The 20,664-nt window shown below is 35.6% G+C and carries 20 protein-coding genes and 1 pseudogene; 11 read left to right on the plus strand and 10 right to left on the minus strand.

The window, feature by feature from the left end; genetic code table 11:
* The first annotated feature begins 5 nt into the window (after nucleotides 1-5).
* The 10 genes and pseudogenes from ABDZ63_RS08645 to ABDZ63_RS08690 all read left to right on the plus strand — a co-directional run bounded on the left by ABDZ63_RS08645 (nucleotide 6) and on the right by ABDZ63_RS08690 (nucleotide 9,821).
* Nucleotides 6-1,646 carry an AMP-binding protein gene (locus ABDZ63_RS08645; RefSeq protein ID WP_343783155.1) on the plus strand — a complete coding sequence of 547 codons (1,641 nt, stop codon included), beginning with the start codon at nucleotides 6-8 and terminating at the stop codon, nucleotides 1,644-1,646.
* Nucleotides 1,647-1,662: 16 nt separating this feature from the next.
* Nucleotides 1,663-1,968, plus strand: coding sequence for an AMP-binding enzyme (locus tag ABDZ63_RS08650; protein ID WP_343783157.1), 306 nt, complete (start codon nucleotides 1,663-1,665; stop codon nucleotides 1,966-1,968).
* Nucleotides 1,969-1,981: 13 nt separating this feature from the next.
* Nucleotides 1,982-3,325: an acetyl-CoA carboxylase biotin carboxylase subunit gene (locus tag ABDZ63_RS08655; protein ID WP_343783158.1), complete on the plus strand. Its 1,344-nt coding sequence runs from the start codon at nucleotides 1,982-1,984 to the stop codon at nucleotides 3,323-3,325.
* 11 nt (nucleotides 3,326-3,336) lie between these two features.
* Nucleotides 3,337-3,549 (plus strand): acetyl-CoA carboxylase biotin carboxyl carrier protein subunit, encoded by a 213-nt coding sequence (locus ABDZ63_RS08660; RefSeq protein WP_343783160.1) that lies wholly within the window; start codon nucleotides 3,337-3,339, stop codon nucleotides 3,547-3,549.
* A 36-nt stretch (nucleotides 3,550-3,585) separates the two neighbouring features.
* The gene (locus ABDZ63_RS08665; RefSeq protein ID WP_343783161.1) at nucleotides 3,586-4,485 is read left to right on the plus strand and encodes a hydroxymethylglutaryl-CoA lyase; all 900 of its coding nucleotides are present in this window, start codon (nucleotides 3,586-3,588) and stop codon (nucleotides 4,483-4,485) included.
* Between the two features lie 15 nt (nucleotides 4,486-4,500).
* Entirely contained in the window at nucleotides 4,501-5,280 is a 780-nt protein-coding gene (locus ABDZ63_RS08670) for an enoyl-CoA hydratase-related protein (protein WP_343783162.1), read from the plus strand.
* Between the two features lie 16 nt (nucleotides 5,281-5,296).
* On the plus strand, nucleotides 5,297-6,826 hold the full coding sequence (locus tag ABDZ63_RS08675) for an acyl-CoA carboxylase subunit beta (RefSeq protein WP_343783163.1): 1,530 nt from the start codon (nucleotides 5,297-5,299) through the stop codon (nucleotides 6,824-6,826).
* Nucleotides 6,827-6,954: 128 nt separating this feature from the next.
* On the plus strand, nucleotides 6,955-8,604 hold the full coding sequence (locus tag ABDZ63_RS08680; RefSeq protein WP_343783164.1) for an FAD-binding dehydrogenase: 1,650 nt from the start codon (nucleotides 6,955-6,957) through the stop codon (nucleotides 8,602-8,604).
* Nucleotides 8,605-8,940: 336 nt separating this feature from the next.
* Nucleotides 8,941-9,561: pseudogene (locus tag ABDZ63_RS08685) on the plus strand (zinc dependent phospholipase C family protein).
* Nucleotides 9,562-9,590: 29 nt separating this feature from the next.
* Nucleotides 9,591-9,821 carry a hypothetical protein gene (locus ABDZ63_RS08690; protein WP_343783165.1) on the plus strand — a complete coding sequence of 77 codons (231 nt, stop codon included), beginning with the start codon at nucleotides 9,591-9,593 and terminating at the stop codon, nucleotides 9,819-9,821.
* Between the two features lie 259 nt (nucleotides 9,822-10,080).
* Here the strand turns inward: ABDZ63_RS08690 and ABDZ63_RS08695 are convergent, their stop codons facing one another.
* The 8 genes from ABDZ63_RS08695 to ABDZ63_RS08730 all read right to left on the minus strand — a co-directional run bounded on the left by ABDZ63_RS08695 (nucleotide 10,081) and on the right by ABDZ63_RS08730 (nucleotide 17,865).
* Complete coding sequence (locus tag ABDZ63_RS08695; RefSeq protein WP_343783166.1) at nucleotides 10,081-12,027, minus strand: AMP-binding protein; 1,947 nt, start codon at nucleotides 12,025-12,027, stop codon at nucleotides 10,081-10,083.
* Nucleotides 12,028-12,546: 519 nt separating this feature from the next.
* Nucleotides 12,547-13,098, minus strand: a complete 552-nt coding sequence (locus tag ABDZ63_RS08700) for a redoxin domain-containing protein (RefSeq protein ID WP_343783167.1) — start codon at nucleotides 13,096-13,098, stop codon at nucleotides 12,547-12,549.
* 507 nt (nucleotides 13,099-13,605) lie between these two features.
* Nucleotides 13,606-14,271, minus strand: coding sequence for an HAD family hydrolase (locus ABDZ63_RS08705; RefSeq protein WP_343783168.1), 666 nt, complete (start codon nucleotides 14,269-14,271; stop codon nucleotides 13,606-13,608).
* Nucleotides 14,272-14,391: 120 nt separating this feature from the next.
* Nucleotides 14,392-14,985 (minus strand): histidine phosphatase family protein, encoded by a 594-nt coding sequence (locus ABDZ63_RS08710; RefSeq protein WP_343783196.1) that lies wholly within the window; start codon nucleotides 14,983-14,985, stop codon nucleotides 14,392-14,394.
* A 183-nt stretch (nucleotides 14,986-15,168) separates the two neighbouring features.
* Complete coding sequence (locus ABDZ63_RS08715) at nucleotides 15,169-15,738, minus strand: histidine phosphatase family protein (protein ID WP_343783169.1); 570 nt, start codon at nucleotides 15,736-15,738, stop codon at nucleotides 15,169-15,171.
* Between the two features lie 147 nt (nucleotides 15,739-15,885).
* The gene (locus tag ABDZ63_RS08720; protein ID WP_343783170.1) at nucleotides 15,886-16,506 is read right to left on the minus strand and encodes a hypothetical protein; all 621 of its coding nucleotides are present in this window, start codon (nucleotides 16,504-16,506) and stop codon (nucleotides 15,886-15,888) included.
* Nucleotides 16,507-16,798: 292 nt separating this feature from the next.
* Entirely contained in the window at nucleotides 16,799-17,431 is a 633-nt protein-coding gene (locus tag ABDZ63_RS08725; RefSeq protein ID WP_425541965.1) for an AAA family ATPase, read from the minus strand.
* Between the two features lie 158 nt (nucleotides 17,432-17,589).
* The gene (locus ABDZ63_RS08730) at nucleotides 17,590-17,865 is read right to left on the minus strand and encodes a hypothetical protein (protein WP_343783172.1); all 276 of its coding nucleotides are present in this window, start codon (nucleotides 17,863-17,865) and stop codon (nucleotides 17,590-17,592) included.
* A 187-nt stretch (nucleotides 17,866-18,052) separates the two neighbouring features.
* Between ABDZ63_RS08730 and ABDZ63_RS08735 the strand changes: the two genes are divergently transcribed.
* A complete protein-coding gene (locus tag ABDZ63_RS08735; RefSeq protein ID WP_343783173.1) occupies nucleotides 18,053-18,895 on the plus strand; it encodes an MBL fold metallo-hydrolase in 843 nt (280 codons plus the stop codon).
* Between the two features lie 44 nt (nucleotides 18,896-18,939).
* Here ABDZ63_RS08735 and ABDZ63_RS08740 read toward each other — a convergent pair whose 3' ends face one another.
* Complete coding sequence (locus ABDZ63_RS08740) at nucleotides 18,940-19,506, minus strand: NADPH-dependent FMN reductase (RefSeq protein ID WP_343783174.1); 567 nt, start codon at nucleotides 19,504-19,506, stop codon at nucleotides 18,940-18,942.
* 14 nt (nucleotides 19,507-19,520) lie between these two features.
* A complete protein-coding gene (locus ABDZ63_RS08745; protein ID WP_343783175.1) occupies nucleotides 19,521-20,576 on the minus strand; it encodes an LLM class flavin-dependent oxidoreductase in 1,056 nt (351 codons plus the stop codon).
* Nucleotides 20,577-20,664 lie beyond the last annotated feature (88 nt).

The raw sequence follows: 20,664 nt of genomic DNA on the forward strand, positions 1-20,664 counted from the left end.
TTTGAATGCCATTAATGAATTTAACTGTCGGTCAGTTGTTAGATGAAAAGGCAAAGAAACACCCAGAGCATGAAGCAGCTGTGTATCCTGAAAAGGGGATTCGTTGGACTTATGAACAGTTTAACGAAAAAGTAAACGATGCAGCCAAAGGTTTAATGGCTTTAGGTATTGAAAAAGGTGAACATGTCGCTATTTGGTCAGATAACAAACCAGAATGGCTAACATCTCAATTTGCATCAGGTAAAATGGGAGCGGTATTAGTGACTGTTAATACGAGCTATCAAGCTTCAGAACTCGAATATCTATTAAAACAATCAGATGCAACAACTTTAATACTAGCAGAATCATTCAAAGGAACTTCTTATATTGAAATTTTAAAAGAGTTATGCCCTGAATTAGAAAACTCCAACAAAGGAGAGCTTAATTCAACAAGGTTACCAAAGCTTAAAAATGTAATTGTACTTAGTGATGAAGAGTATAATGGGTGTTATACATGGAATGAGATGATCGAATTAGGTTCACAGATGATTCCTGACTCGAGTTTTCAAGAAAGGTATGATTCTTTACAGTGCGACGAAGTGATTAATATGCAATATACTTCTGGTACAACTGGTTTTCCTAAAGGCGTCATGTTAACTCATTACAATATAGTCAACAACGGAAAGCAAATAGCTGAATGCATGAACTTCACAAAAGATGACCGACTATGTATACCGGTACCTTTTTTCCATTGTTTCGGCTGTGTTCTAGGTGTATTAGCTGCTGTATCAAAAGGCGCCACTATGGTTATTTTAGAGCAATTTGATCCAGAAAAAGTATTAAAAGCAGTATCTAGGGAGAAGTGTACAGCACTACACGGCGTACCAACTATGTTTATTGCTGAACTGAACCATCCTAACTTTGAGCAATATGATTTATCACATTTAAGAACTGGTATTATGGCTGGGTCGAATTGCCCGATTGAAGTCATGAAAGATGTTATAAATAAAATGGGAATTTCAGAAATTACCATAACTTACGGCCAAACTGAATCATCACCAGCAATCACACAGACAAGAACTGATGATCCAATTGAACGTCGTGTGAGTACAGTAGGAAAAAAGCATCCTAATGTCGAAATTAAAGTAGTAGAACCGGGTACAAATAAAGAAGTCAAGTCTAATCAACCAGGTGAACTTTGCACAAGGGGTTATCATGTTATGAAAGGCTATTACAACAATGAGGAAGAGACAAATGAAGCGATCGATCAAGATGGTTGGTTACACACAGGAGATATCGCTATTTTAGATGAGGATGGATATGTCCAAATAACGGGACGTATTAAAGATATGGTGATTCGTGGTGGTGAAAATATTTATCCACGTGAAATTGAAGAATTCTTATATCAACACCCAGATGTAGTAGATGTTCAAGTTATTGGTATACCAGATGCTAAATATGGTGAAGAGCTAGTGGCTTGGGTGATCACGCAGGAAGGCTCTGAAATTACTGAAGAAGACTTAAAAGCATTTTGCGAAGGAAGTATTGCCTATCATAAAACACCCAAATATATACAATTTACTCACGAGTACCCGATGACTGCAAGTGGAAAAGTTCAAAAGTATAAATTACGTCAACAATCTGAGGAATTATTGGCAAGACATTAAGAGTGAAGGTGATAACATGCAATCATTTGAACAAGTACCTGAAACTTATCAAATCGAAAGTTTTATAACTAATCATAAACAAGTTATTGACGCAAAAGTCATTACGATCCCACATCCAGAACATAACGAGTTAATAGTGGCTTGGGTAATTAGAGAAGACCAATCAGTAAATGAACAAGATCTCATTCAATATTGCCAACAATCTAATGAAATCAAATCTCCAGATCACGTATTGTTTACTGATGAATTTCCAACAACACCAAGTGGGAAAATCCAAAAAATTAGATTAAAAGAAATAGCACTAGAACAATTAAACCGATAAAGGGGTGCTTAATGTGTTTACTAAAATACTCATCGCTAACAGAGGAGAAATTGCTTCAAGAGTGATTCGTACATGTCATAATTTAAACATTAAAACAGTAGCGATATACTCTGAGGCAGATTTTGAAGCACCGTTTGTTAAAGAAGCGGATGAGAGTTTTTTAATAGGTGGTCCAAAAGTAAATGAAAGTTATTTAAATGTTGATGAGATTGTAAAAGTAGCTAAGGACACTGGAGCTGAAGCAGTTCATCCTGGTTATGGATTATTAAGTGAAAATACCGATTTTGCCAAGAGGCTTGAAGCTGAAGGTATTGTATTTATAGGCCCTGATTCAGGTGCTATTAATAAAATGGGGAGTAAATTAACTGCTCGTCAAACTATGGAAAATGCAGGGGTTCCAATCATACCAGGAACTAATGAACCGGTTGAATCAGTCGAAGTAGCCAGGAAAATTGCCAATGATATTGGATATCCAATTATGGTTAAAGCCTCACATGGTGGTGGTGGTATTGGAATGCAAATCGTTCAAGATGGAACTGAATTAGAAAAAGCATTTGAAAGCAATTCAAGACGTGCTGAGCAATTTTTTGGTAATGGTACGATGTTTATTGAAAAAGTAATAGAAGATGCCCATCACGTCGAAATACAAATACTAGCTGATCAATACGGTAATACTGTTCACCTTTTTGAGAGAGAATGCTCTATTCAACGTCGACACCAAAAGATCATTGAAGAAGCACCATCACCGTTGTTAAGTGAATCAACAAGACAACATATGGGAGATGCTGCCATTAAAGCAGCAAAGGCCATTCACTATAAAAATGCTGGAACAATTGAATTTCTCGTTGATGAAAGCCAAAACTTTTACTTTCTAGAGATGAATACTCGATTACAAGTCGAGCACCCTGTTACAGAGCAAATTACAGGAATTGATTTAGTTGAAGAGCAATTAAAGATTGCATATGGTGAAAAACTATCATTCTCTCAAAAAGACTTAACTATTAATGGTCATGCGATTGAAGCAAGAATATATGCTGAAGACCCTAAAACTTTCTTTCCATCACCAGGACAAATTACAGCATTTAACCCACCAATCGGGACAAACATCAGACATGATGTTGGTGTAAATAGTGACTACAAAGTGACACCTTACTATGATCCAATGATTGCCAAGTTAATCGCTTATGGTGAAACGCGAAGTGAGGCTATTAATTATTTAATAGATGCTTTAATTGACTATGAAGTAGAAGGAATCAAAACGAATATTCCATTTTTAATTGATGTAGCAAAGTCTAAAGCCTTTAACGAAGGGGATACAAGAACATCATTCATACAAGAATTTATGATTAAACAATAGGAGGAATTAACATGACAGAAGTTAAGGCAAATATGGCAGGTAACGTATGGAAGGTCCTAGTTAATGAAGGGGATTCAATTGATTCAAGTCAGGATGTTGTTATTTTAGAATCTATGAAAATGGAAATACCGATTGCTGCAGAAGTTAGCGGCACAGTGAAAGAATTAAAAGTGAAAGAAGAGGATTTTGTCAATGAAGGCGATGTGATCGCGATTATTGAGTAAGATCGCTTTAGTATGTTTAAAAGGAGCACTGATTCTATGAACCTACCAAAACAAGTGCAAATCAAAGAAGTAGGTCCACGAGATGGATTACAAAATGAAAAGCAGCTTATTCATACAGAGGATAAAATTAATTGGATTAATCAATTATCTGAAAGTGGTCTATCATACATCGAGATCACATCATTTGTTCATCCAAAATGGATCCCACAACTTAAAGATGCTGTTGAAGTCGCCAAGTCAATTAAACGAAAAGAAGGCGTCACTTATGGAGCTTTGGTTCCGAATATGAAAGGATTAGAGCGAGCGCTTGAAGCTGATGTTGATGAGGTTTCAATCTTTATGTCAGCAAGTGAAAGTCATAATCAAAATAATATTAATAAATCAATTTCAGATACTTATCCGGTACTTCGTGAAGTTGTTGATGAAGCAAAACAAGCAGGAAAGAGTGTTCGCGGTTATGTGTCAACGGTTTTTGGCTGTCCATATGACGGAGCAGTTGATGAAAACCAAGTCATTGATGTTTGCCATAATCTATTTGATATGGGAATAGATGAATTATCTTTAGGTGACACAATTGGAGTAGCAAACCCAGTACAAGTCAATCAAGTTTTAACTAAAATGGAAGCTCACTTTAGTAAAGAACAACTAGCATTACATTTCCATGATACAAGAGGAATGGCGTTAGCCAATACACTAATCGCACTTCAATTAGGTTATCATACTTTTGATAGTTCATTAGGTGGCTTAGGTGGATGTCCTTATGCTAAAGGGGCATCCGGTAATGTTGCTACAGATGACTTAGTTCATATGCTACAGGAAATGGGGATTGAGCAGTCAATTGACTTAAATAAGCTTTTGGAAGCGGGTCATTTTATTGAATCGAGTTTAGGTCAGCCATTACCTAGTAAGCAAATGGGCATTTCAAGAAAGGCTTAAAAAGGATGTGATGTTTTGAGTACAGTACAGTTTGAGATGATTGATGAGCATATAGGTACAATTACCTTAAATCGACCTGAAGCGGCGAATGCTTTCTCAAAACAATTGATGAAAGATTTTCATGAACAGCTTGATCAAATTGAAATTCATCAATCATTAAGAGTGCTCATTATTAAGGCACAAGGTGAAAAAGCATTTTGTGCCGGTGCTGATTTAAAAGAGCGCCGTACGATGAATCAAGAGCAAGTTGTAGATGCAGTTCGTCAAATTGGAGAGTTAGTCACACGTGTTGCTAACTTAAAAGTCCCGACGATCGCTGCGATTAATGGAGCTGCTTTCGGAGGAGGATTAGAATTATCGCTAGGCTGTGATATTCGCATCGCCAGTAAAAATGCAAAAATGGGATTAACCGAGACATCACTAGCCATTATTCCCGGAGCAGGTGGGACGCAACGATTAGCTAGACTGATTGGACTTGCTAAAGCGAAGTATTACATTTTAACAGCGAAACGATTCGATAGTTTTGAAGGTGAAAAAGTTGGTTTAATTGAAGAAGTTGTTGAATTAACAGATTTAGAAGACAAAGCGCTTGAAATAGCAAATCAAATTGCATCTAATGCACCGGTTGGTGTTCAAATGGCTAAAAAAGCTATGGAAGAAGGATTTGACCACGATATTCATACAGGTTTAAAAATTGAACGAGACAGATATTTAAACACAATACCAACAGCTGACAGGTTAGAAGCATTAGAAGCCTTTAAAGAAAAACGTAAGCCGACTTTTACTGGTAAGTAGAAAGGATGACATAAACATGGCATTTGAAGAACAACACCAAGCGATTCGTGATCGAATTGAAAAGGGTGGAGCTGAAAAATACCACGAAAAAAATGCTGAAAAAGGAAAAATGTTTGTTAGAGATCGTTTAAATAGGCTACTAGACGATGATTTGAATGTAGAAGATGCATTTTTCGCCAACTGTGTAGATGAATCATTACCGGCTGATGGTGTCGTTACAGGCTTAGGTAAAATCAATGGTGAGACTGTTGCGATTATGGCTAATGATTCAACAGTTAAAGCAGGTTCCTGGGGTGCACGTACAGTAGAAAAAATCATTCGTATTCAAGAAACAGCGATGAAACTAGAAGTGCCTATGCTTTACTTAGTCGATTCTGCAGGTGCACGAATTACCGACCAAATCGAAATGTTCCCAAATCGTCGGGGAGCAGGACGCATTTTCTATAATCAAGTTAAGATGTCCGGTCGTGTTCCTCAAGTTTGCTTACTCTTTGGGCCATCTGCTGCAGGCGGTGCGTACATACCAGCGTTCTGTGATATTGTTATTATGGTTGATGGTAATGCATCGATGTATTTAGGTTCCCCGCGCATGGCAGAGAAAGTAATCGGAGAAAAAGTGTCACTAGAGGAAATGGGTGGCGCAAAAATGCACTGCTCAGTTTCCGGTGTAGGTGACGTTCTAGTTAAAAGTGAACAAGAAGCAATTGAATATGCACAAAAGTATTTAACGTACTTCCCGCAAAACTTTAGAACGCAACCACTAGAGAAAGAAACAATTAATCCAGGTCAATTTGATAAAACAATTAGCGATTTAATTCCAGAAAATCAAAACGCACCATTTGATATGTACGAGTTAATCAATCGTTTGATTGATGAAGATAGCTTCTGTGAAATTAAACGCGAATTTGCAAAAGAATTGATTACTGGCTTAGCACGAATTGATGGTAAGTCAGTTGGGATTATCGCTAACCAACCCCGTATGAAAGGTGGCGTTTTGTTCCATGATTCTGCTGATAAGGCAGCTAAGTTCATTCAACTATGTGATGCGTTTAATATTCCACTCGTATTCTTAGCTGACATTCCAGGATTCATGATTGGTACAAAGGTTGAACGTGCAGGTATTATTCGACATGGAGCTAAGATGATCTCAGCTATGAGCGAAGTAACTGTACCTAAGATTTGTGTTGTTGTGAGAAAAGCATATGGTGCAGGATTATATGCCATGGCAGGACCAGCTTTTGAACCAGATGTAACAATTGCACTTCCTACAGCTCAAATTGCAGTCATGGGGCCAGAAGCTGCCGTTAACGCAGTATATGCTAATAAAATAGCTGAACTACCAGAAGAAGACCGCCCAGCATTTATTAAAGAAAAACATGAAGAGTATAAAGAGAACATTGATATTTACCGACTTGCTTCAGAGATGATTGTCGATGATATTGTACAACCAAACGATTTAAGAGATGTTCTGACACGAAGGCTAGACATCTACCAATCTAAAAACTTAACATTTACCGAAAGAAAGCACGGTGTTTACCCTGTGTAACGATTCAAGTACAGCATGGCTTAGCAATATTGTCTAAGTCATGCTGTTTTGTTTAGAATTTATTAATGAGTAAACGGAATGAGTTTAATATAATAATAATATGTAAACTTATGATTGGAGGAGAACTGATGACATATGATGCGATAGTCATAGGTGCCGGACTATCCGGATTAGTAACCAGTGCTGAGATTGCTAATAACGGTAAAACAGTGTTACTACTCGACCAAGAACCAGAAAGCTCCTTCGGTGGTCAAGCTTGGTGGTCATTCGGTGGGTTATTTCTAATAGATTCACCCGAACAACGCAAAATGGGAATTAAAGACTCACTTGAATTAGCAGAACAAGACTGGTTCGGCTCAGCTAGTTTTGAAAGAGAAGTTGAAGATTACTGGGGGAAACAATGGGCAAAAGCCTATTTAGAATTCGCAGCAAATGAAAAAAGAGATTGGTTAAGGCGTTTAGGGATTAGCCTTTTTCCTGTAGTCGGTTGGGCAGAGCGAGGCGGTTATTTAGCAGAAGGCCATGGTAACTCGGTGCCTCGTTTTCATATCGTATGGGGGACAGGTCCTGGGGTTGTTGAACCGTTCGAGAAGTTAGTAAATAAATTTATAGAAGGCGGAATGATTACTTATAAGCCACGCCATCAAGTAGACGAACTTATTACCGAAAACAAATCTATAACTGGCGTAAAAGGATCTGTTTTAAAAGACGATCGAGTTAAACGTGGGGAAAAAAGCTCTCGAGAAGTAGTTGGAGAGTTTGAGTACAATGCTGAACATATAGTCATTGCAAGTGGTGGAGTAGGGGCCAACTTTAATTTAATTCGTGAAAATTGGCCAGAACATTTAGGCAATCCACCCAAACATATGATTTCAGGTGTGCCCGATTATGTTGATGGTCGAATGGTTACAATTGCAGAAGATGCAGGGGCTAGAGTGGTGAATAAGGATCGCATGTGGCATTACACTGAAGGGATTAAAAATTGGAACCCAGTATGGTCCAACCATGGCATACGCATTTTACCAGGGCCATCATCAATCTGGTTAGATGCAGAAGGTAGACGTTTTCCAGCACCAAACTTTCCTGGGTTTGATACATTAGGTACACTAGAGACAATTTTGAAAACAGGCTACGACTACTCTTGGTTTATACTGACTCAAAAAATAATAGAAAAAGAATTTGCATTATCAGGTTCAGAACAAAATCCGGATCTAACTGGTAAAAGTATTAAGCAACTATTAAAACGGGTACTACCTGGAGCTCCAGAGCCAGTTGAAGCATTTAAAACTAAAGGAGAAGACTTTATTGTAGCTGATCAGTTATCTGATTTAGTTGAGAAAATGAACGACTTAACAGGAGATGAGCTACTTAATGAAGAACATATACGTAAACAAATAGAAGCACGTGATCGAGAAATTGACAATAAATTTACGAAAGACTTACAAATCACCGCACTTAGAGGTTCAAGGTTTAATAAAGGAGATAAGCTGATCCGTACAGCAAAACCACATAAAATATTAGATTCGAAAAACGGACCACTCATCGCAGTTCGCCTGAACATACTAAGTCGAAAAACACTAGGCGGTCTACAAACAGACTTATCCGGTAGGGTGTTAGGCCAAAATGATGAGCCAATTAAAGGTTTATATGCAGTAGGTGAAGCATCAGGGTTTGGTGGCGGTGGTATGCATGGTTATCGCGCATTAGAGGGAACATTTCTCGGTGGTTGTCTATTTACAGGTAAAACGGTAGGCAGAACAATCGGAAAATATAGTTAACTATATTTTTGTTATGTAAACTTAGTTTGAAAATTTATAGAATGGATAGAGGACTATGATTCATTACTCATTATTTTAGCGTTTGTATTGATTTCTTTTTTCTTTATACTTTTACAAACAATACTTAAGACTAATCATGATTACAACTTCATAATATTTAACATCTTGTTTTATATTAGTTTAATTACTGTAATCATTGGTGGCATAGGAATGGTCTTTAATTTTGAATTGATTAATTTTCATTTACTATTTGGAATTAGCATGATCATTTTAATCGGGTCAACTCTCAGCATGGTTACATCCATTTCTTTTTATAAATAGAGAGGAGCAAAGTGATTGGGATCTCGAATTATGCACTTAATCATAGCAAACCGCATTTTAAAGGAAATACAAGTTAAGGACAGTACGTCGTTTTTACTTGGAGGAATTGCACCTGATGCTGTATCACCAAAAGATGATTCACATTTTTATATAGGCGATCAAAGTGCCTTTACAAGAGCAATTGATTATGAAGGTTTCCTTACCAAATATCACGCTCTGAGTGATTATAATTATATTTTAGGATACTATACACATCTCATTGCTGATGATCTTTGATTACAAGGGTTTTATTTACCATGGTTAAAAAATCGTATGGAAGCCGATGAAGAATTATTTAAATCGTATCATCAAGATTTTTGGTTATTAAATGCAAAATTAATAGAATACTATGGTTATCAAGAGGAGTTAATCAATACTTTTGAATCGAGTCTTCCGCATATAATCAATATAGAAGAAGTAAAACAGCAAAATATTATCGACTTTACAAAACATATATTAGATGATTTAAATTATGACAAAGTTAATATAGATGAAAAGCTTCAAGTGTTTACATTTGAACAAATCGTTGGATATATTGAAACATCAGTTGATCAAGTTCTCTATAGACTAAATAGGAACAAGATTGTTACAGTTTAATTTTATCGGTAAAGGAGGGAGCTATGCAAATGAATACTATTTTAGCTATAGTTTTAATATCATCCATAGATCTTAACTTTGACCACAATCGTAATTTTGATAATAATGAAAAACCAAGAATTGAACTGCTAGAAGATCCTAATCTAAAAGAAAATGCACTATTACCTTTACCTAAGATAAGTGAAGAGCCATTCGAAAACGAACTACTACCTTTACCTGATAAAACCCCGATTCCTGACCTATTAGAAGAACAGAATTAATTAAAGGTCAATGCTTATTACCTTCTAAATCAAAAGATAATTCATTCAAGTGCTCTACTCCCATTACTAGAGAAGTTTTTTATGGAGGTCCCTTATCATTTTTATTTTAATTCTAGTCTTTTCAATCGTCGCTATTACTAAAGTTCATAAATTAGAAGACCGCGTTGAAGGTTTAGAAAGCAAATTATAAGTAATAGAAAGTAATCGTGAATAATAGAAAAGAGGCTTGGATTACAAATTAATCCAAGCCTCGTTAATATTAGTTTTGCACTTTTCCAATATCACGAATTTGATCAACAACATGTGGGTTTTCTAACGCTGATAAATCACCAGCGTCTTTGTTTAAATAGGCTGCTTTAATCGCACGACGCATTACTTTAGCATTTCGTGTTTTTGGTAAGTCTTCTACAATATGCACGGTTCTCGGTGCAATTGCTTTTCCTAGGCGATTAATGGCATGATCAATTAGTTCGTTCTTCAAGCCTTCTTCATTGTTTGGAACATCTTTCGTCACAACAAATGCAATTGGCTTCTCACCTTTAACTTCATCCGGAATACCAATAACGCCAGCTTCAACGACAGAGTCATGCTCTACGAAAATAGACTCAATTTCCGCTGGCCCTAAACGTTTACCAGCTACGTTTAAGGTATCATCTGAACGCCCCGTAATCGTATAGAAACCTTCATCATCATGGATAACCCAGTCTCCGTGAACCCAAGTATCTTTAAATCGGCTCCAATACGTATTTTCATAACGTTCATTTTCTTTATAGAAACCATTTGTCATACCGACCCAAGGCTGTTTAATGACTAATTCACCAACTTCATTTTCAACACGATTCCCTTCCTGGTCAAACACATCAACATCCATAGCTGGTAAAGCCGCATTGAACCCGACTGGAGCAATCGGTTTAACCAGTACGTTTCCGAAAATACCACCGGAAATTTCCGTACCACCCGAATAGTTGAAAATCGGAATTTTTTTGCGACATACTTTTTCAAACAGCCACATCCAAGGCTCCTCATTCCAAGGTTCGCCAGTTGATCCAATCAGTTTTAATGATGATAAATCATGTTGTGTCACATACGATTCATCTAATGTCATTAAAGTACGAATTAACGTTGGTGCAATTCCTAAATGTGTCACCTCGTATTTCTCAACAATTTCCCAAATACGATTAGGTTTAGGGAAGGTAGGAGTACCTTCAAACATTAAGATCGTCGCGCCATTTAAAAGCCCACCGTACACTAGGAATGGGCCCATCATCCAACCCATATCGGTATACCAGAACAAAGTATCACCAGGACTAACATCCATAGTAATTCCAGCATCAAATGCTGATTTTAACGGAAAGCCGTTATGCGTATGCAATGCACCTTTAGGTTTACCAGTTGTCCCAGATGTGTAAATGATCATATAAGGATCATTGCCATTTGTTTTAACTGATTGGAACTCATCATTTGTTGAAACTAATTCTGACCACGTGACATCTTTTGAATCGTCCCACGTCACCTCAGCACCTATATGCTCGACCATAAATACTTTTTCAATTGATGATGCACTTTGAACAGCTAACGAAGCTTCATTTTTTAAGTTGACAGACTTACCACCACGATTAAAACCATCTGCTGTAATTAAATACTTGGATTCTGCAGCATTCATTCGAGTTGAAATTGCTTCTGACTTATAACCAGAAAAAGCAGGAGAGAAGACCGCACCAATTTTAGAGATTGCTAGCATTGCAATCGTAGTCTCTGGAATCATTGGCATATAAATTGTAAAAATGTCACCTTGTTTAGCACCATGATTAACTAAGCCATTAGCTACACGATTTACTTCTTCATCTAGCTGTTTAAACGTGTATGTTACTGTCTCACCAGCGTCACTTTCCCATATAAGAGCATTTTGATCTTTAAACTTGGGATCTATTGCCCACTTTTCAACAGCATTATAAGCTACATTTAATTGGCCGTTAACAAACCACTCAGGGTACATCACGCCATTCGATAAATCTAGCGTTCGATCATAGTCTGTAAACCAATTAATATCTAATTCCTTTATCGATTCATGCCAAAATTCAGCAATATCATTAACACTATAATTATGAAACTCATTATAATGATCAAAACCTAAACGGCTCATAAATTGATAAAGTCGTGTTTGTTTTGAAGCGTTTTCATTAGGAAACCAAACTGCTTTCGTCATATAAGGGATCACTCCGATTCATATAGATTAATTTGCTTGAAAATTTTAATATCTATAGTCAATTATAACGTAGAACATTAGGAGTGAGAAGGTGATACGTGTAATCGGTTACAAGATAAGAATAAAACAGGACAACATATAGATCATTAGATTAATAGGAATATTAAAGATCTGCAACTAAGATAACTATAGGAAATGAAATAAGAATAGATTATAGAGTTAAATGAAAAAATAATTTTCTCATAACAATAAGTAACTTATAAATAATTATTGAGATTGCAGCAAAGTTAGTAACGACTAAAAAGATACAAACACTGACACAGCAACATTTAGAGTAGCTTTAATGAGATTTAATCCTAGTATTTAAACCATTCAATAACTTGGTATAATCAATGTTATGTAAACCTAAATATAAATTTCATAATGGCAAATACTTTATCATAAGTATCTCATAAGTATTTACCATTATAAAACTAATTAAGTATCTTTATATGTATTCATTTTACTTCTTAACATCTTTCAATCTTCTGGTAAGATATCATTTACTAAAACAGCAAGTTGTTCCTCACTTAATTCGCCTCTATAATGCGTTTCAATAGTTCCATCTGGATTAATAAAGTATGTAGTTGGAAGGTTTATAATCATATATTGATCAGCTATAATATCATCTTCAAGTAATAAATGAAATTCAAGCTCTGGGAATTGAATTTGAAAATCTTCAATAGTATTTCTTGATTCGCCAATATTCACTGCTAAAACTTCCAAACCTGAATCTCCATATGTATTATAAATTGATTGAATTGCAGGCATCTCATTGAGACACGGCTGACACCAACTTGCCCAAAAATTCACTAACACAGCTTGGCCACGGAGATCTTCTAACGTAATGGTATCACCATCAATTGCATTTAATGTAAAATTAGGAGCTATTTCCTCATCAAATTCAGAATTCATACGGTTTTCTAAATCAATTTCGACCTCTTCTTGGTTTATAATATGGTAATTGATCATAACCCAGATTAACAACCCTAAAAGCAAAACGCCCCCAATTCTTCCTACAACCTTATACAATGGCGCCCCCCTCTTCTGCTCTTCTGCATTGCCTAATAATTGGTAAAAACACCACTTTTCTAATTAAAAGATAATTCTCTACTTTTCTTATTAATAGTCACAGCACTTGCAAACAATAAACTAACAAAAACTAATAGTATACTAACACCAAATAAAGTAGACACTTCAAAGCCGCTCACTGTTTGGTTGATTGCTAGTATAAAGTTAATAATGTTATCCCTTTTCTTTTATCTTTAAAATAATACGACATGACCATAGCTAATGAAATTCCAACACCAACAAAAATTGCAATTAGGATCATTATATAAAGCAAAACTTCTGTAAACATGATTAGAACACCCTGCCTCTAAACTATTTTTCACTCATATTGAAGGTAGTGAACCCCGAAAGTTAGAGTTTTGATTATGCAGCTGGTTGGCTGGTTTGAGTTCGGTATCGTACTGGAATCGCACTAGACTTAAACCAGTTCACAATCCCCTTCAACTCTCATTTTTTGCTTTATGTAACTTAAGAGCGATTGCTCTCCACAATCAAAAGTATTTCACTCAAATCTTTCACTATGAAATCTGCTTTAACATTATCCCATTGGTTATCTTTTTTCCATACACCTTTCATACCTACATTTTGAGAAGCCTGTACATCCTTTACTGGGTGGTCGCCAACAAATATACTTTCTGACGGTGAAACATTGAGATTACCTAGGGCTTTTTGAAATATTTCAGGTTCGGGCTTTTTTATACCTTCCCATTCGGATATAAGAATTGTTTTAAAGTATTGATCGATACCTAAAGCTTTTATGTTATCCATTTGGAACTGCCCTTTACCATTCGTGATCAATCCAAGGCCAATATTATAATCCTTTAATTTTTCTAGCGTACTAATAAGGTTTGGAAGCGGAACACAGCTATCATGGAATTGACTGACATAGTCTTGGAGTAATTCTTCCCAAGTCAAACCAGTAATACCAAACTCATCAACTAACTGTTTATAGACCTTATCCTTCCAAACATACCCTCTATTATCAAGTTCTATAAACCTTGTTATGTATTTTTCTAATGGCACATGATTTACCCATTTATTAAATCGTTTATATTGCTTAGCAATAAAAATCTTTACTGATTTATCTCGATTTAACAAAGTTCCATCTAAGTCAAAAATCACTGCTTTGATCATATTCATGCACTTCCCATATAAGGTATTTACCTTTTGTTTCTATATTTATAAGTTAGCTTAAAAAAGATGAAAATTGTTAAATGATCAACTCAACCCTTGCTCCCTAGGTTTGAAAATGAACTAAATTCTACCATTTCCATCATATTGAGAAAGATGAGTAACTTGATTATAATTTTTTATCTTCCATTCATTTTCAGGGAAGTGAATATTACTTACACAGGCATTTTTTAACTTCGTTTTACCTGAACCAATTTTACCATCAGATATAGTAGCTAGTATCGAATTAATTACGGCACCGTGAGCTACAAGAAGTACCTTCTTATTTCTGAATCTTTTATCTACTCTCTTAATACCTTCCATTACACGTTGTTCTAAAGACCCCATATTTTCCTGGTTCGGAATAATTCCACCTGGAAATTTATGAAACCTTTCCTCTCTATCCATCCCTTCAGCATCCCCATAACCTCTTTCAAGAAATTCCTCCATTGTCAAGGTTGGTAATTTCAATTTGACATTTATTATTTCTGCTGTTTGTTTAGCTCTTTTTAACGGACTGGTAATAATAACATCCCAATTAGATTTTGATAAGAACATACTACATTCCTTTGCCTGCTTTATCCCTGTTTGATTTAGCGGGATATCTGTTCTCCCTTGTAATTTCCCTGCTAAATTCCAATCTGTTTCACCGTGTCTCACCATACATATAGTAGTTATATTAACCTCTCCCTTCTACTAATATAATCTGTACCTTTTATATTAAATTACTGATTCAATCACCCTACTTCTCTAGTTGTTCACAATTATCCTTATCATAATCATGCATGTCGTTAGCTTAATAGAAAACACCTTTAAATCTCTTCTGTGTATTTATGTTTATTATTTCATCAACATAAGCTCCTATTTAAATAAAGAATATGTTGTACAATCCCAATGTTTAGTAACTGTTTTTCTCTTTCCTTTCCAGCCTTTTTCCTTCAATTCTTTTGCTATTAACATATTAAAAAAGGCATGACCTACTAATACTATAGATTCAAATTCTCCTGCATAATCAATTAATTGTTGTGATGCTTTTTTTGCCCTAAGCTTTGCATTACTAAAAGACTCGCAACCATTAGAATAACCACAGAACCATAATATCCTTAAAATGAATGCCCATATACTCGGTCTTAATTTTAAGTTCAATAACTTCATTGAACAAATAGGTAACTCAGTTTCTCGAAATAAAGGGTCAGACAGTATCTTTACTTCTGGATGTAATAACTTGGCTGATTGAATGCTCCTTTTTAAATCACTGGTTACAACAATCTTTGCATTTACCACTATTTCGATCGTTTTGGGAGGGTAAGTTATTTCTTCAAATACTCCATAATTATCATACTTCTCAACCCACTGTTTAAACTCATAACAAGTTATTGTATCGTTTTCGATTAGTTGTGATTTTCCATGCCTAATCAATGATAATCTCATAGTTATCCCCTTAAGTAAATTTTAATAATAACAATGATAGGTATAAAAACCTATTCCACTATGCTTTTTGTTAGCACAAAAAACCAACACTCTTATTGAACAATCACCCCTGTCACTTAAATCCAATTCTTTTACATGCATTATACATTAAGAAGTTATAACAACCTCTTTATCAAATGATAAATTATACAAACAGTTCAAAACATCTCTTGCTTCATTACTATGTTCCGTTAGTGGTTTGCCCTCACACATTGGTACCTTACTGTATACTTTTCTTATACTAATAGGATAACCAATTCCTGTTTTCACTTCGTTAATTCTAACCTTATTTGGTTTAAAGAGTAAGGTATTCATTATCTCTTTGGCTTCATGAGAAGGAGATGTTTTTAATATCGATACCACATCTGAGTCTGTTAATCGGGCAAATTCACTTCTATTAATTAAATCTACTTTCCAGTGTAACTTTATTGACTCTGCTAATAATCTGTCTACACCAACCATATGTGGCGATAAAAATAATTGATGATCCGTCAAAATTAGTTGTAATAGATATTGTCCTGTTTCTTTATTTGTTTCTATACCTTTAGATGTACATTTGATTTGGGTCAGTAAATAATTTGGAAGTGTTTCTAACAATCCTGACATATAAGTGTCTCTAAAAAAGCTATCAAGGTGGTCAATACCTAATATATTCTCTTTACCTGTGATAACAGAAGGTTCATTTAAAATCTCTATAATCTTATTAGGTTTGATATTATATTGCTGCAATATAGAAGATACTTCATCTTCTAAAATATATTGTTCTGTTAATTGATGGTGGTTAAACTTTAACGTATTTTCTACAGCATGGTTCTGAAAATAGTTCTGTTTCTTTTATATGCAAAAAACTTCCTCCCTCAATAATTTAAACTTTTATCCGTTAAATCTTCTACCATTCTACTTCACTAGTTACCTCTACACCAATCCTAACATAATATTCCAAAAAAATATTAGTTGTACAAAAAATGACGATCAAAATTGTTGACCACCCTGTTCGACTCTTGTCACGATAGTAGCAATGCTATGCATTATTTTCCTTTAACCATTTCCAGATACTGTTTAGGAGTTTATCCGAATTCACACTTATATATGGTAATGGTAAATTATGAATAATTACTTTTATATTTTCATCTATAGTAGTTGCTTCAATTTGTTGTACATAATGTGGTACAAATTGATTTAAAGCTTCATAATAACGTTGGTGGGGTTCAACAATTTTTAAATGCTTTTCAAAGTTTCCTCTTCTTCGAGTATTATCATTTTCCTTTCTATATCTCAGCTTTGTTTTGCTAGCGTATAAATAAAAATACTTGTCTGGAAACCCAATTCTGCCAGCTTTTATTTGCTTTTGATAAAACTCATAAATAAAGTCTAAACTTTGATTGAATAATTTAAAATCTAAGCACCAGTTGTAACTTAGAGGTTGAAATAGATCACCATCAAGAATCACTGTATCGTGTTCTCTCAGTTTTTCTTGTGCTATTTGCCACCTTTCGACCTGACGTTCTAAATACCATGTTTTCGATTCTCTTTTAGGACGTTCAAATAAAAGGTTGACCTCTGGAATGATGTATGTATTTGTTTTTCTTGCTATTTCTTTACTAGTAGTTGTTTTACCTACCGCACTAGCCCCTTCCAAACAAATTACTGCCAAAATATCCACCCCTCTTTTTGCTCGGTTGTGTCTTCTTAAACATTGTGGAATACTTCCTAATTCTAGATGGCAATTGAGTAGAAAATAAGAAGGCTGGAATTTAGAATAGGTTTTTCGGATTTGCCCTCTCCTCGCTCAATTAACGATAAACGGAACAATTATTCTAACGCCCTTTCCAGTTGCTTTTTCCTAAGAGTTATAAAACTTGCTATAAGTAATCCGCTAATAATAAACAATGTTAAAGCACCGAGTATATTAGAAATTTCAAAAATATTTAATTGAAAATTGATCACTAGAGCAATAAATATTGCTAAGATCAATAATCCTCTTCTTTTACTTTTCCTGTAAAATGACATAAAAATGGATAAAGATATTACCGTTCCTATAAATACAGTAATTAATACCATTATGTATAAAAACATCTCTTCAGTCATGATTTACTCCCCTTTCTAAATATTACGTGAATTATACCATTTTTTGTGAATTTAAAAATGATTTTATCCAAATTTTCAAAATCCATAAACTGATAAGTTCTCTCTTACTTATTACATATTACTAAAGCTTTTACTTATCATAATGGTTAAGATTATATTAAATTCAATAAAGAAAGAAGTGTAGATAATGTCAAAAGAAATGAACTACGGAGATGATTACAAATTTATTCCGGCGACATCGATTGGCAGCGGTGTTGGCAGAGAATTACTTACTGACCTCTATCAGCATACCATTCAAGTCGTAAACCTATTCTTCTATGGCGATTCAAATAGTAACGAATTCGTCTTAATTGATGCTGGTATGCCAAGATCTGCAGATGACATTATAGCGGTTGCTAAAGAGCGATTCGGTGAAGATGCACGTCCGAAAGCGATCATCTTAACGCATGGGCACTTTGATCATGTCGGTGCGATTATCGAACTAATCGAATATTGGGACGTACCCGTTTATGCCCATGAGTTGGAAAAGCCGTTTTTAACAGGAGAAAAAGATTATCCTGAGCCTGATTCAACTGTTGAAGGTGGCTTAGTGGCTAAGATGTCTCCTTTATTCCCTAATGAAGCAATCGACATTAGTGGTCAGTTAGAAACACTTCCGTCTGATGGAAGTGTACCTCATATGCCTGGTTTCAGATGGGTCCACACTCCTGGGCATACACCAGGGCATGTTTCTTTATTCCGTGATGAAGACGGTACATTAATCGTCGGTGATGCTTTTGTGACTGTTAAACAAGAATCATTATACAGAGTGTTTACACAAGAAAAAGAAATCAGTGGACCACCTCGCTACTTAACGACAGATTGGCAACAAGCTTTTAATTCAGTTAAAAAGTTAGCTGAATTAAAACCAACACTGGCTGCTACTGGACACGGTGTTCCATTATACGGAGATGAGCTAACAGAAGACTTAAATGATCTTGTACAAAATTTTGAGGAGGTGGCTATTCCTGATCACGGAAAGTATATTTAAAATGCACTTAACCCCCTTTGTCATTTATACAAAGGGGGTCATTCTTAAAAATCGTATTGATCTTCTTTCTTCTGCTTAATCTCTTGATAAGTCTCGGTTAACACAACTGTGTCTTCTATCAAACGATCAATCCTTGCTAACACGTCGTGATTGACGATTTCTTTTCTATGGAAGTCAACTTCTTCAATAAATACATAAGTCTGGACGATTTGCGCTTTCATATAGCCTAAAATTGACTTTAAGTGTTGTTCAATAATAAGATAATGTTTTGAAGAACCAGCTGTCGCAAGCATCCCAACCACTTTATCACGGAAAGCATCAACTGGTAATAGGTCGAAAATATTCTTTAATGTTGCTGGAATTGATGCTTGGAAGATTGGCGTTCCAATGATAATCGCATCTGCATTCATTATTGTTTCGGTTACATATTTAGTATCACCGTCATAATCTAAATAGTTACGTCCATCACTAAATTGAACTTGATAATCTGCTAAGTCGATTAGCGTTAGTTCAGCTTCAGGATATTGCCTTTTTAACGACTCCACTGTGTAATCCATTGCGGTTCTCGTTTTAGAACCAACAATCGACCCGGATAATCCGACAATTTTCATCCCTCTTCCCTCCTCTACTTGCGTGTGTGCTTCTTAATCTCTGGTAGTATTTCAGATCCGATTAGGTCAATGTTACGTTTTAGTTGATCAAACGGCATCCCACCAAAGTCCATTTGGGCAATGTAACGTTGATGACCAAACAATTCGTGCTGATATAAAATTTTCTCAATAATTTGTTGTGGACTACCAATATTCATGACATTATGTGGATCAACACCTTGAGCAAAGTTTTGCTTCGGAAAGCCTTGTCCATTCGTCTTCTTCATACCTTCATTAATATGAGGATACAATTCTTTAAGTGCTTGTTGTGATGTTTCAGCTGCATAGAAAAAGCCAGCTGTCGCAATCGGTAATTGTTCTGGGTCATAACCATTCATACTAGCCGCTTCACGATATGCATCGACCGTTCGTTTAAATACGGTCGCCGGTCCACCTAAATGCGCCATAAACATCGGAACGCCAGCATAACCTGCTTTTACAGCACTCGTTGGCGAACCACCTACCGCACGCCAAATAGGCATCCAACCATTTTTCGGACGCGGTAATACGTGGGCATCTTTAAGTGGTGCGCGATGCTTGCCACTCCAATTAACGACCTCTTCTTCATTAATTTTACGTAATAACTCAAACTTCTCTTCATATAGCTCTTCATAATCTCTTAAGTTATAGCCTAACAATTCAAAGTTCCCGACACGAGATGCTCGTCCTGCAACGATCTCTGCACGACCTTTGGAGATTAAATCAATTGTGGCGAAATCCTCATACACACGAACAGGGTCAAGTGTACTAATAATCGTTGATGAGCTTGCAATTTTGATCTTTTCTGTCGCTTGTGCAATAGCACCAAGTACGACAGAGTGAGCTTGTGTTGTAAAATAATCTTGATGGCTTTCACCAACACTAAAGAAATCAATTCCCGCCTGTTCCGCTAATTGAGCTAACTCAATTATTTCTTGAAGACGTTGTTCTGTAGATATTCGTTCACCTGTCTGTGGATTTGGTAAATGATCGCCTAAAGTATATAGACCAAATTCAAGACCGTTATCAGGATTAATACGATATTTTTCCATGATGATCAGCCCTTCCATTCTTTTGTTTTTCTTTATTTTATCTTACAATAATATTATCAACGAAAACTGCTTTAAATGAAAGTACGCA

This window comes from Alkalibacillus silvisoli (genome assembly GCF_039521975.1).
GTDB lineage: Bacteria > Bacillota > Bacilli > Bacillales > Alkalibacillaceae > Alkalibacillus > Alkalibacillus silvisoli.